At 40.9% G+C, this 14,354-nt stretch carries 6 protein-coding genes; all 6 read right to left on the bottom strand.

Translation table 11 applies throughout. From position 1 onward, the window contains the following. Positions 1-4 precede the first annotated feature (4 nt). The 6 genes from L3D05_RS09715 to L3D05_RS09690 all read right to left on the bottom strand — a co-directional run bounded on the left by L3D05_RS09715 (position 5) and on the right by L3D05_RS09690 (position 14,287). Entirely contained in the window at positions 5-1,924 is a 1,920-nt protein-coding gene (locus L3D05_RS09715) for a polysaccharide biosynthesis protein (RefSeq protein WP_369417964.1), read from the bottom strand. A gap of 31 nt (positions 1,925-1,955) precedes the next feature. Next, complete coding sequence (locus L3D05_RS09710; protein ID WP_239615830.1) at positions 1,956-2,906, bottom strand: YveK family protein; 951 nt, start codon at positions 2,904-2,906, stop codon at positions 1,956-1,958. A 171-nt stretch (positions 2,907-3,077) separates the two neighbouring features. Then, positions 3,078-5,237, bottom strand: coding sequence for a hypothetical protein (locus tag L3D05_RS09705; RefSeq protein WP_239615829.1), 2,160 nt, complete (start codon positions 5,235-5,237; stop codon positions 3,078-3,080). A 167-nt stretch (positions 5,238-5,404) separates the two neighbouring features. Next, entirely contained in the window at positions 5,405-8,377 is a 2,973-nt protein-coding gene (locus L3D05_RS09700) for an S-layer homology domain-containing protein (RefSeq protein WP_239615828.1), read from the bottom strand. 546 nt (positions 8,378-8,923) lie between these two features. Beyond that, positions 8,924-12,853 (bottom strand): S-layer homology domain-containing protein, encoded by a 3,930-nt coding sequence (locus L3D05_RS26705; RefSeq protein ID WP_239615827.1) that lies wholly within the window; start codon positions 12,851-12,853, stop codon positions 8,924-8,926. A 303-nt stretch (positions 12,854-13,156) separates the two neighbouring features. Then, a complete protein-coding gene (locus tag L3D05_RS09690) occupies positions 13,157-14,287 on the bottom strand; it encodes a glycosyltransferase family 4 protein (protein ID WP_239615953.1) in 1,131 nt (376 codons plus the stop codon). Positions 14,288-14,354 lie beyond the last annotated feature (67 nt).

Raw genomic sequence — 14,354 nt, 5'->3', positions numbered from 1 at the left:
CCACCTATTTGAGTGAATTTTTTTCTACCGTAGCCAAAACTTCAATTGATGATCGAATACTTTCCTGAACCGCCTCAATAGAACCTTGTATTCCGCTCCAATTATAAGTCGGCACTAAATTTGCGAGTTGTTGGCGTATTGCTAAGTCGCTTGTTTCTTCTGGATTCTTGACCAGCTGTTCTAACCTCTTCAACACAAATTCCATATGAGTAATGGAGATTTCTGAAGATTTACCGACATATATTCGATTATGTTTTGTCGCGCTTGCCCCTTCTTCGTTGGTCAGGATTTCTTCGAAAAGCTTTTCACCTGGCCTGATTCCTGTATATACGACTTTAATATCTTTGTCAGGCTCCATTCCAGATAAGCGAATTAAATCATGGGCTAGATCCGAGATTCTAACAGGCTGACCCATATCAAGGATAAAAATCTCTCCTCCTGTAGCCAATGCCCCTGCTTGAATGACCAATTGAACGGCTTCCGGTATTGTCATGAAGTAACGGACCATATCTGGATGAGTAACTGTAACGGGACCGCCAGCTTCGATTTGTTTTTTGAAAATAGGGATTACGCTCCCCCTGCTGCCTAGAACATTTCCAAACCGCACTGCAACAAAGTCCGTCTTACTTCTCTCGTTCATATGAAGAATAAACATTTCTGCTGCTCTTTTTGTTGCACCCATCACATTCGTCGGATTTACAGCTTTGTCTGTCGAGATCATTACGAATCGCTCCACATGAAACAGATCAGCGCATTCCGCAACATTTTTAGTTCCAAATATATTGTTTTTAATTGCTTCTATGGGGTTTCTTTCCATTAACGGAACGTGCTTATGTGCCGCAGCATGAAAAACCACTTCGGGCTTATGTTTCTCAAATATGCTCAACAGTCGCTGTCGGTCTTGAATGTCTACAATCAAGGTTTCAATATGTAGACTTGGATATTTACTTCTCATCTCTAACTCAATTTCATAAATACTATTCTCCCCATGCCCAAGAAGAAGCAATGTCTTCGGATCGAACCTTGCGCATTGACGGCATAGTTCAGACCCTATCGATCCCCCTGCTCCGGTTACTAATACCACCTTGTTTCGTATATAACCAGTTATTTGACCTAGATCCACGATTATCGGTTCTCTGCCTAATAGATCTTCTACTTCGACATTCTTAATAAGGTTAAGCGAAATCTTCCCATCTATTAGATCGTTAATTTTCGGAATTATTTTGATATGGCATCCTGTTGTTTTACATATTTGAAGGATATTTGCCTGTTCGACTCTATTGACTGACGGTATAGCTAAAATGATATCTTGGATGTTATACTTTTTAACCAACTCAGGTATATCATTACGACGGCCTGCTACCAAGAGTCCATTCATATGATATCCGGTTTTTCTCTCATCATCATCTGCAATAATTACTGGATAACTTTCCGAATTCGAGTTATACATCTCTTTAATAACCAGCATACCGGCTTCTCCGGCACCGAAGATAAGAGACCGTCTATGATGACTCTGGATTTTACCTCTGAAGCCTTTTATTTCACGCGTAAGTATCCGACTTAGCGTTACCCCTAATGCAATCAATACAAATGACAGGATTGTCGTACTTCTTGGTACTGTTATATAACGAGAAAAATAGTGATAAGAAATGCTATTGATAAGAAGATGATGAAGAATATAAAAACAAGCCGTAGCAAAAACAGTACCCTTCAAGATACTCAAGTAATCGCCCAAGCTTGCGAATCTCCATATTTTCCTATACACCTTGAAATAAGCATTGCATCCGATCGTAAGCCATAACATATTAATGATTACATAATCTATGTATGCAAAGTTGCCTTCCGAAAAGACAAAATCAAATCGCAGCAAGTACGCTAAGTATATTGCTGCGACAACGATTATGGAATCAATAAATATGAACATTAGCATCCTTTTGAGATTACCGTTCATGCCTTCACCACTTTTGTTCATTTTCGTTTTTCAAGTATTCTTTAAAAATTATGATAAGCAATGCAAACATTAAGCAAGCGATATTAACTAAAACAATAACCCCAATTCTGGAAAGCATAGATGTCTGATTACCGTCTTGAATAGAACCTAATTCAATGAATTCTTTATCTAGTTCAATTTCTACATCCTCATTATTCAACATCTTTGGCATTACCGTTGTTTTTTGGTTCTCAATACTCGTTAATAACTCCTCATATTTCTTTTTCTCTTTTTCTAACTTTAACTCTATCAATCTGGCTTCTTCTTGCAACTCGTTCGATTTATTCATCAATTGAACATAGACAGGGTTAATTTCCTCCCCATCGGCCACCTGGCCATCCATTTTTATAACATTCGCCAACTCGATTGTTACCGATGTTTCCTTTAAGGCTTTACCATTCAACTCTAATTTCATGTTCGCAATATCTAATGCGTCTTTATCGGCCTTTAAACCTTCTTCATAAATTAACTTCGTCGTTTTTGTATATTCATTTATCCATTCTGTTGCAAACTCTTGCGCAACCTGAATGGCGATGTCTTTAGCCGTTTGCTTGTTTGAGCCATTCACATTAATTTCTACATTATTTTCTGTTGCATCTGATTGTATTGTAATTACCTGCATCAACTTCTCAGGAGAATATAATTTTTGATCCAACTCTAGATCCTTAATAATCTTGTTTAAGCTCTTATTCTTGTTCAATACTTTTCTATTAACAAGATTAAATCTCGTTTGAAATTGATTTGCTTCTGTTACCGGAGTCAGTTGTATACTTAAGTTCATATTATAATTTGTTTTCACCAATAATAGGTTTAATGCTGTACTTGTTATTATTGATACCAACATAATTATTAACAGCAATTTCTTATTCTGATGTACATATTTCAATACTTTTTTCAAACTTAATTCTGATTTCAATTTTATCTTCTCCTAGACTTTAATCGCCTTAAGTTTTATTGATATATAACATTATAATTATACTCTCGATAACTAACCGAAACAATTATTATTTAACTATGTAAAGGCATTGGCAACTGCCAAGGCTCTCTTCATCAAAAAGCGAGCGGTTTAGCACCGCTCGCTTCCGAATTACTTAGACTCTGGCTCAAGTGTTCTATTTACCATCCACGGTATCGTCTGTGTAGCAACCAATTTCTTGTATCCAGGTTGCACTTGGTGATAAACATTAAATGTGAAGTCTTTAAGCAATTGAATTTTGAGAACGAACCTTTCATCGGTCCATGAAGTCTCAAAAGAATTCTTTCCGATAAGAAGCATACTGTTTTCATCCTTACCCGTACTTTCGTCTGAAGGCAACGGCACTTCTTTAGTAAAGGTAGTTTTTCCATCTGCGTCGACAATTTCAAAGATCAGCTTTTGATCCTTGGCATTAGTTTTGGCTAATAAATTTTGCTCTAATGTGTAATCCATGTTCAATTTCATTAAACCTGGGACGAAACTAATATAAGTCGCTATAAAATTAATAGATAGCTCATAAGGGTCAAGATCAATCTTTTGAAGATTTTTCTTTTCAATTCTTTCCGCAGGTAGAGCAATTGATACTGGATCTACATACCCTACCAGTTCGCTTTGCTCTTGGCCCGTCTGACCAGTCGAGCTTTGCTTGGTTTCTGTTATGGCTCTACCTATGATCAACTTCATGTTTGATGTGTCCGAGCCCTTTGGCACAGATCCTACCGCATATATCAGTGCTTTACCACCTTGTGGAATCTTATCACTCACGTTAAGAAACTTAGCAGGATAAGTCGTACCATCCGCTTTTTCAAAATAACCTGCAAATTGCTGAATTTCAGCCATTCGTTTTTCTAAACTTGTTAAAGAAACAAGCGCAACAGCTAGATCTGCATTAGTTCCCTTATAGGTCATCATATGCTTTACATTTACATTAGCTCTGTACCCAATATCGTTAATCTCATAACCTTTGTTCCAATCTGCAGTCCGAATCTGTGCGAATTTACCTTGATTAGTAAATTCAATCAGGTCAACCAATTCTCCCTCGGATCCACTTGTGGACTCTTTTTGTTGTAAGGTAAATTTCATTTTAGCTATATCAAAGGTGTATGGAACTTTAGCAATAGCTTGCAGCTTGATCGAGGTTCCAGGTTGAATTGAGATTTGTTTTGTATTGTTACTAACTGTTATTGGCTTTTCAACCGAATCATTAAATAAAATTTTCCCCGTCATGCTAGGGATCACTAAAGACTCAGTACCTTTATTGAACAATGTCAAATTACTAATCACTAAATCATTATCTTCAAGAGGTAATCGATTCATTGAATCTAGACTGATGTAGTAAACTCCGTCTGTGTTTGCAAAGTTGTACACCTTTCCAATTTCATCTACGGATTCCACTGTTGCTTTTGGTAGATTAAACAGGGCTAACGGAATTTTATCTTTCCCTTCATTTACGGGAAGAATAACAACCATTTTCCATCCCGTTTGTTTTGCCTCTAAAGGAATGGACGTTGAAAGTTGAAACTCTTTTTCACTTAATGGACTTAGTGCAGTGCCTTTTAGATTTTTGGCTGTTAATGGATACAATAGTCCATCTGAAGTTTGAATCGCTATTTCATATTCCGGTAAAGTGAATAATCTTTTTCCTTCATTCTTAATCGCTATCTTAATATCCGGTCTATAATACTTCTCGCTCTTACCGATATTGGATTGTTTAACTAAAAACGAAATCTTCGTATCGTCTGCACTAACAACCTTACTATAGTTAGCTGGAGTTACATGTATATATTTCTGAGGAACTGTAAAATTCCCTAATACTCGGGTATATGAAGCAACTGAGAAGTCCCATTTAATGACTTTGATCAGTAAATCAGTCAGTTTAATATTCGAGCCGACTTGACCGAAGAACACGATATCTTTCGACGATTTGGCCGCGATCTTACCTATATCTTTAGATGATGTTGTTAGCGAATATTTAGTTCCTGATTTTGTATATAACTCTAGCCAGTAATCAATGAAATTCAACTCAGAGTTACTGTTATTTTTGACTGTCAAAGTCATACTTAACAATTGCCCATTATTTGAAGGTATCATAACTAGATTATTCACTTCTGCGGTTACGTTCGCCTTCAATGTTACTGTCCCAAGCTTTTGGGGCTGAAGTGTCTTCGTTTTCTGTACTGTTCCTGCACCGTATACAGGATTAACTATTGAGAATAACATTAATACACAGATCAAACTTAAAAAAACTTTTCTGGCTCGTAGGTTATTCATTGCGATATCCTCATCCTCCATTTTTAACCTTATATATAATAGACGTTTGAAGATACCAATAAGTTTCGATCATTCTACTCTTTATTACAATACACTATTGTAGTGTGTTCATCTTTAAATAAAAAAAAGAGAGACCATTTCTGGTCTCCCTTTTCTATACCTCTTGATTACTTAACAGTTACATAGCTGCTTGCGGAACCATCAGCAGTGTAAGCAGTCAATTCGAAGTATTTAGCGTTGCCACCAACAGTGATGACACCGTTTTGATCCACGGTTACAGTTCCACCTTCAGCACCACTTGCAAGTTTAACATTCGAAACAGAGAATGTTACACCGAACAGGTAGTTGTAAGATGCTGCAGTAGCTTTTTCGTAAGCAACGCCATAGTTATCAGTTACTTTGATTTCCATTGCTTCGAATGCATTGTCCAAGTTATCAATGGACGGAGCGGATTTACCAGCAGAGATTTTAGCTGCAGTAATCAGATCATCTTTAGTGTTAACAGTGATCGTTTTACGCTCTTGAAGACCTTTGCTAGTTGTGTAAGATACAGCGATAGTTGTCGTACCTTTGTTGTTACCAAGTACTTTAGCTTTACCACCAGTAACCGCTGTTGCAACTGCAACTACAGGGTTGTTAGAAGAAGCTTGAGTAATCGTGTTTGGAATTGCTACAGTGTTACCAGCTGCATCAGTTGCGGAAAGAGAAATCTCTCTAGCAAATGCGCTTGTAGTAACTTCTTTTTGAACTGAAGCAGGCAAAGCAGCATCTTTTACATTCTTAGAATCTTGTGCATTGAACAGATCGGATACAGCGGACACAGTGTAGTTCAACGTGTCGTTTGTAGCTTCGATTTTTCTGGTGACTTTAGCGATTTCAGTTGTATTAACTACGGAATCACCTTTGATTTTAATGATTTGAGCAGTGAATGCCGCAGAATCGTTAGCACTCAAAGCAGCAGAAGCATCGAATTTAAAGCCTTTGTTGTAGCTTTCTAATTGAGCACTGTTAGCGTAGTCCGCAGTAGCACCTACAGGGAATCCTGCATCGCGATCTTTAATTGCAATCGCAGTGCTATAAGTAGAAGTTGTAACAGATACTTTGTAAGTTGTAATTCCATTGCCTGCAGCTGGAGCAGTAGTTACAACATTACCTTGTTGATCAAGGTTGAAGATTTTATCAAGTTGTTTACCGTATTGGTCGTAAACAGCAAACTTGAATTCACTAACACCAAGAGCAACCGTTTTTTGTTTAGCTTCATCGATCACTTTAAGTGTTGTAGGAACACGAGCGTCGCCAATTTGAATTTGTTTCGAAGCTACGCTGCTAGCGTTAGAAGTTGCAATGATAGCAGTTGCTACGATTGTCGTTCTAGGTTTGCTTGGGATGTAGTCGATTTTCAGTTTACCTTTGTTTTCACCGTAGGTAACGAAAGAATATCCATCTACACCAGTAGGAACATTCTCAAGTCCAGACACTTGGAACTTGATTCTGCCAGCATTTTGCGCGTTAACAAGATCATCAACGGAGAGTTGATTTCCAGCAGCGTCATATGCAGTTACAGGCACGTATGCACTTGTATCACCAGCTGCCACTTGGTTGGAAACATCGCCGAACTCAATCTTGTTAGCTGTTTTAGCGGATTGCAGAGAGAGTTCTCCAGTCGCAGTACCCGCTTGGTTAAAGATGTTGAAAGTGTACTTTTGGGTCTTGTCAACGTTTTGCGCCAGAGCAATCTTAACGTCTGCAATGTCGTCGTTGTTGGAATCGCCAACAGTAGCTTTCAGATCTGGTTCGTATCCGTTAAGTTGGAAACGAATGTCAGTGTCATCTTTGGAAGAGTAAGCGATAATGTTACCGTATTGGTCGAATTGGTTAACGGAGATAACCGCATTCTCGCCTTTGCCGCCAAGGAAGTCTTTACCATTGCTGTACTTAACAGGGCTGATGTCCATTTTGCTTACGAATGGATCAGTACCCATTTTGTAGTTTTTCGAAGCAGTAATGTGCGTATCGTTGTTAAAGATGTTAACAGCGATAATGCTGTTACCTTGATATACGTCTTGTCCGCCAGATGTAAGAAGTTTTGTGTTCAAAGTCAACAACAATTCGCCTGTGATAGCGTCTTTACCCAACTTCACGTATACATCGTTGTTGTTGCCAGCGTATACCGTGTAAGAACCAGGGTTAGCTGCAGCATTTTCATCGTATTGGTTAGATGCTTTGATTTTAACGATGTTGTTGGTAGAACGAGCCAAGTATTCGTTTGTGTTAACAAACTCGATTTTTGTAACTCTTTCTTTCTCTGCAGTGAATTTAGCAGATGCTGTACCGATTTCAGTTGCTTCCAAACCGCTAAGCGTTACAGTGTACTCACCTTCGCCAACTACAACGTCAGTAAGTTCCAATGTAGCGGATTTCTTGTCATCGGACCACTTAGTTGTAGTCGCAACGTCAATTGTTCCTTTTTTCAGGGACAATTTTGCTTTAGCAGTATCAACAGCTTTATCCAAAGTTACGGATACTTTTTTAACGCCAGTTGCTTTAGCGGAAGCTACGGAAGCTTTCTCAGGAGCAACAGGGTTAGCTGTGATGTACGCTTGGTATCCAACTTCAATCGCTTGGCCACGAGTAGCAGCAGCTTTGTAGTCAGTACGAGCGGAGATCAGACCGGAATCGATAGCAGCTTGGATGTAACCAGCAGCCCAAGTAGAAGCGCCTTCTACTTTAGCGTCTTTAACTTCTTCAAGCTTAAGGATTCTCGAAGCGATTACGATAACTTGCTCAACAGTAACGTCGCCTTTAGGGTCGAATTTACCGTTGCTGCCTTCAACCAAACCTGCTTTAGCAGCAGCTTCGATTGCACCGTACCACCATTGTTTTGCAGTTACGTCAGTGAAAGTTTTGCCTGTTTTCTCTTCGGAAAGACCTGCAAGAGCGATAGCGATTGTAGCGAATTGAGCGCGGTTCAGTTTGTCACTCAAACCGTCGTCGCCAGTTGTAGTACCTTTAAGAATGCCTTTGTCTTTCAGAGCTTGATATTTCTGTGCAGTTGTAAGTGCATCAGCTGCGGATGCCAGGGATCCGAAAGAACCGAATACCAAGGCAGCAGATAATAAAAGGGATAAACTTTTCTTCATAACCTTTTTTTCTCCTCCTCGAGAATGTATCTGTTTTGTTTGTGTGTGAAAATTATAGCTCGAATCTCTCATCGGTGTTTCACCCCCTTCCTTGAGTAGAGCATTGTCTATAATTGATGTCTGTCGGCATGTCTATTAGTAGATACATGTCGCAGAAACTTGTAAACGGTAGAAATAGAACGAGAAAAAGACAGAAATCAGGCAGGGTAAAATATGCCACTTTCCTCATTATACATGAGACAAACACCTAGCGTAAAGAAGATTTTCATAGAGAGAGTAGATGTGTAGTTCTTGAGTCCCTCTCAAAAGACTCATCATGTTAAACGCATACCGCGGATAAAAGTTGCGGTTTAAATCAAATTGTTCTAACTTTTTTTTGTCCCTACGTCTTCAAACCGACACTCCGGCATTATGTAAGGGCTTATTGCTTCTCTAGTATAGCTTGACCTAAAGAGTACGTCATTGGTAAATCATTTCCTATAGAACCAAGAATGAGAAATACAGAAGGGAGACCCATTGGCCTCCCGTTCTGCGTACTAGGCAAGCTTAGCTTAAGTTTTTAGGGAATAAGCTATTATACTTCTTCAACAACTCCACGGCGATTTTACCCGCCTCGGCACGAGTCATATTTCCTCTCGGATTAAAGGCGTAAAGTTTTTTCTTCTGGCCTTCAACAGTAACAGGTGTTCCGGACATAATCTTCGCCTTGGTCACCGCTTCGATTGCCGGTCTGGAGTAATAATGAATAAGTCCAGAATCCGTGAACGATTTAGCGAGACTCGATTCCAACTTAGTATCGTTTACAGGCGTTTTCAGTTTCATGGCCCTTGCGATCATGACAGCCGCTTCCTGACGCGTAATCCGGATTTCCGGACCGAAGAAGCCTTCATCTAAACCTGTTACGATACCCGCTCTTGCTGCTGTCTCAATATATTCGTAACTCCATGTGTCAGTCTTCGTTCCCGGAGAAATATCGAAAAACGTCTGACTGCCAGCTGAGTTCAACGGAAGGTTGAGACCTTTGACAAGCAACGTAGCAAACTCGCCGCGCGTTGTAAGATCATTCGCGCCGAACTCGTCCGTACGCATATTCTTCATGATGCCCTTGGAATACAATGCATTCAGAATATTGCGAGCCCACGTATGATTCGTAATATCCGTAAAGCCTTTTCTCAACTTAACGACATTGTAATAGCCGAAATCGTCGAATGGAACCGTAATCGTATGTTTCTTAGCATCTACTTTTCCGCCCATGTTCTCCCAGCTGCCGTTATCCGTATAACGGAATACCGATAAGGTATACCCTGCTTCGTCTACTACATTCGTATCGTATTTAAGGGTTAACTGGCCTCGTTTGGAAGGAATAACTTTACGTTCCAAAGGATATTGAGTGAACAATCCTTCTGTTGAATATGGCGCGAGTCCATTTGTAGCAGGTTTATAATCAAGATCGCCCTTGTTGCCATATTCCCCTTCTCCACCGCTTATCCAATAAATCGGTGATATCGGAGTGAAGTTTAATGTGTTGCTGTTATTCTTAAATCGGATGGCCAGAAGTTCAGGGATCTGGATCTGGCTTTTGTCCGAGAAACGCTCATCAAAATCGATATTGATAATGTTCCCATAATCGTTTCTTCTCTCAACGACACCGTCAAGTGGATCGGCAATCCCGAATAATATCATCGTATTATTATAAAGCTTGGTAACATTGGATGCATTAGGTTTAGCGGATTGCAATACCGTACCTTTAGGGAATGTAAGCAACACGTTCTTATCGAATACTTCGAATTTCTTATCCAGCTTCTGCATGAATTGACTATCGATTTGCACCGAACTTGAATAATACACTTGAACGGTATTATTAAGCGTCGTATCGGCACGCTTAATTTGAATTTTAATGGCAGTCAGCTTGTCAGGTTTAAGACCGACATAATCATAGATAAAGCGATTGTCGCGATCCGACCGTTTCGTTGCTTTCTGACCGCCGATAAGCACTTCGGTTGCACCCTCGGCTTCAATATCGAAATGCACGAAATTTTTATTCACGAGAATCTGGTTACCCACAGTCGGTTGCGGTGCTAGAACCCTATACGGCGAAAGCTCCCGGGTAACATTCAATAATTGGCTAGTGCGCGCACCCGTATCGTTGATTAGCTCAAGGTTATAAATGTGCGAACCTGGATTTATGAATGGAATGTCGCGAATCCTGAGAATAAAATCGTTCTCGTCTCCAGCCAAATCATAATAGAATTGCTGATTATTACCTGTGTAGTATGCATTCTGCTTAAGACCGAGATTACCGTCACCCTTCACAGGAATCGCTGTGTTAAATATGAGCTCGGTTCCGAGCTTCAAATTCAATATCCTAGCACCTGTACCGCGAATGACAATATCATATTTCGTTTCACTGGTTGTATATTTTCCATTAATCAATAAGAATTCCGGTGTGACTGCGAAAATCTTATTCATCTTGTCATCTGTATATGGCGGATCCGTTAATTCGCCTTGGGTAAACTCTTCACGGCCAGCTACACTTAACGTAGGCATTAGCTTAGTAATCGTAGATACATTAGTATCGATTAAATAGATACGAACTTCCTTAACGATTTCTTGAGATATACCAGCGCCATTCTTATTTACAGCTTTGAACACAATCCGGTTCTCACCGAATACTAGCGGACCTGCTCCCCCGATGTTAAGAGTTACATTAATGTCCGGTACCGTTAGTTCGGTTAAAGGATCCGTAGGGGTCACATTATCATCCACGCTGTCAATCAATACGCCGTTTACAAAATATTGGGCAGCTTCAATATTCTCGAAGCCCATGAACTTACCCGTTATCTTTAACGTATTCGTACCATCACGAGAATCGAATTTATACGTTTGTCCATCGTACAGGTTTTCGATATAAATATAGCTCTTATTAACGTAAGAAATATTTGCGTTAAACGATGAGGTTGAGTTAGCGTACTTAAATTGTACCTTTTGTTGACCATTCGTAAAATTCTGAATCAGATATACCTTCTGAGTCGCACCCAAATCTGAAGGATCCGCAGCTGGAGTTATCGTTAACGGTGTCGTGCTAAGAGGTAAATAATAAGCTTCTAAGTCAGCCGTTGGTACAACATTAGCGTCAACCAAGATGTAGAAATTCTGACTTTGGACTTGTGCCCCATCCAATGGTTCTTTATCTGCGGTAGCAAGATCCGATCCCGCAGTGTAATTAGGCAAATATTGCATTTTTGTAATTACGGTATCTCCCGGTACGAACTTGAATGTTCCTTGGAAAGAAGTCGTAAACGTAGTAGTAGTAGATGAACTAGTTGTTGTATCGTAAGTTACAGTCAACTTTACATCTTGCGTTTTAGAATACGCTCCAGCAGTAACTTTAAAAGGGAACGTAGTGTGGGTCTTAAAGGTTACGAGCCTATACTGCGGAGTAATGCCATCTGCCCCAGGAATAATAATGTCCGGAGTGACTATGTCAGCAGTAGTAACCGTCTCGACAGGGGCGCCATTCATGACATACGTTGCAGCCCCTCCAAAATCAGCAGAGCCATAGGGTACAAGCATGGTCACTTTCAAACCCGCTTCCTCACCAGGCACAGCTGGAGGCAACGACGCTGCGGTTGTAACATTAGGAATATTATTCAATATTGGATATTCAGCCGAATGGTGCACGAGTTGTACGTCCGTGTATGGCTTCGTCGCATCGAAAAAGTATAATTCGCGCGTCGTATTGATCGTATTACTACCGTTGGTAATCGTCATTTTCAGCTTATTCAACCCCGGTTTCAACGTCATCGCCGGAGTAAATAACGTACCATCGTCATAGATATAAGCCAGAATCGGCGTGCTGCCGTTCATGCTAACCGTTGCCGATGTTGCATTCTTTACAATACCTTGCAGTGTAATCAACTGAGCAGGAACGACTGCTTGGGTTCCTTCATTCAGATTTACAGTAGTTGAACCACTGATTACTTTAAGGCTTTCGATAAAGGGAACTTGATCAAAGAGAACATAGAACACATCGGAACGTTGGATCGTTCCTTGCATGCCCGAGAACGTAATTCTGTTCATCCCGCTAAACAAGGTCAGATTATTTGCTGTAAATCGATTCGTTTGCCCCGCAACTTCTTGAATGGAGCCTGTTGTGAAATGGTTACTATCAGGCAACCAGGTTCCGCCTGTTTGCAGATTCAGTTGTTCGACCTTAACTCCCATGGATGTTGAGGAAACATACGAGAATGTACCGTTTACCGTTAACTTTCCATTACTCGTGATATACGCGTTATCTCTTGTCAATTTATTAGATATATCGTCGATAGAGCGTAATGCAGTATCACGTAGGACAGTATTATCCGGAATAAAATAAGTTGCAGCCGAACCAGCCGCGTTAGCCTGCTGAATTAAATTAGCAGGAATTAGTGTGATAACAAGTGCAAATGCCAGAAACGCCGATAATAGTTTTCTCACGAAAAATCCTCCTTATGTATGGCTAGAGCCCTACGACTCTCAACTCTCACTTAGTAAACAATAATCTAGACCCACCCTTTGATTAAGATGATTTTGTCCGATTGCTTCCCTCCTCTTAGCGATATTCGCCTAATTCGGCATGTTCTACCATTAGACGACATGATGCCGCAAAAGTTCCGTACATTAGTTATCGGGCATTGACCGCTAATTCTTTAGATGAATTGACGAAAAAAAGACCCGATTGCCTGTCCTTAATCTCTTAAGGAGGTACAATCGAGTCTTTTTTGAGTTCGGACCGCTTATTTACTTGCCCCGAGATTCCGTGTGCGGCTTCATTCGGAGTCTAGCCAGAAGATCAAGCACCGGCCGCCGGGTCTGATCGACGATTCCGATTAACTCGGCACCGATTTGCAACAAGAATACGAGAGCACAGATGACGATGAACGTGATCCAGTTCCCTAATCCTGTATTGGATACGGACGATTGGATAACCGCGCACGTGCCAAAGAAGGTAGCGATTCCGTAAATAATCAGCACCGTCTTGCGATGGCTGAATCCAAGCTGTTGAAGGCAGTGATGCAAATGTCCTTTGTCCGGCGCGAAGATAGGCTTCTTATGAATCCATCGGCGGACGATCGCAAAGAAAGTGTCGGACAGCGGAACACCGATGATAAGTAGCGGCGTTACGAAAGATACGATCGTAATTTGCTTGAACCCGAGCATGGACAACGTCGCCAAGGCAAAGCCAAGGAACAGTGAACCCGAGTCTCCCATGAATATTTTCGCGGGATGGAAGTTAAAGAACAGGAATCCTCCAATTGCGCCAAGCAATATCGCCGACAGCAAAATAACGGTAGAGTTGCCCATAATAATACCCATGACTAAAATGGTGGCAACTGCGATACCCGACACCCCTGCGGCAAGCCCGTCCAATCCGTCGATTAAGTTAATCGCGTTCGTTACGCCGACGATCCAGAAGATCGTAAGCGGAATACTAAGCCATTCCCCTAACGGCTGCATGGCCGATCCGAATGGAATGTTCAACAAATCAATCTTAACGTCAAATCCGAATACGACGATACAAGCCGCACCGATTTGCACGAGCAGTTTAAGCTTTGCGGACAAGTCGAACTTGTCATCAAGCGCGCCAAGTAGAACGATCAACGTGCCCCCTACTAAGAGTGCACCAATGAGATTACGGTCGTACGCGCTTAGCATGCCTTCCGGCAGCCACGGCAATATAAGTAATATGCCCACGGTAAACGCAGCATAGATCGCAACGCCGCCCAGACGAGGCATGATTCTTGTATGAACTTTACGATGATTAGGCACGTCGATCGCACCGATGCGAACGGCCAACTTCTTAACGAGCGGTGTTAATACAAGGGCTAACCCCATCGCTGCAATAAATGAAATGAGTCCAATACCTAGCATCCAACCAGACACCATCTACAACTCCCCTTTTTCTGTACCGGAATGAATTATACTCCCGTCACAAGGA

Origin of the sequence: Cohnella mopanensis (assembly GCF_022352055.1) — a bacterium.
Lineage (GTDB): Bacteria > Bacillota > Bacilli > Paenibacillales > Paenibacillaceae > Cohnella > Cohnella mopanensis.
Note: the sequence above shows the minus strand (reverse complement) of the source record. Positions and strands in the feature narration are given on the sequence as shown.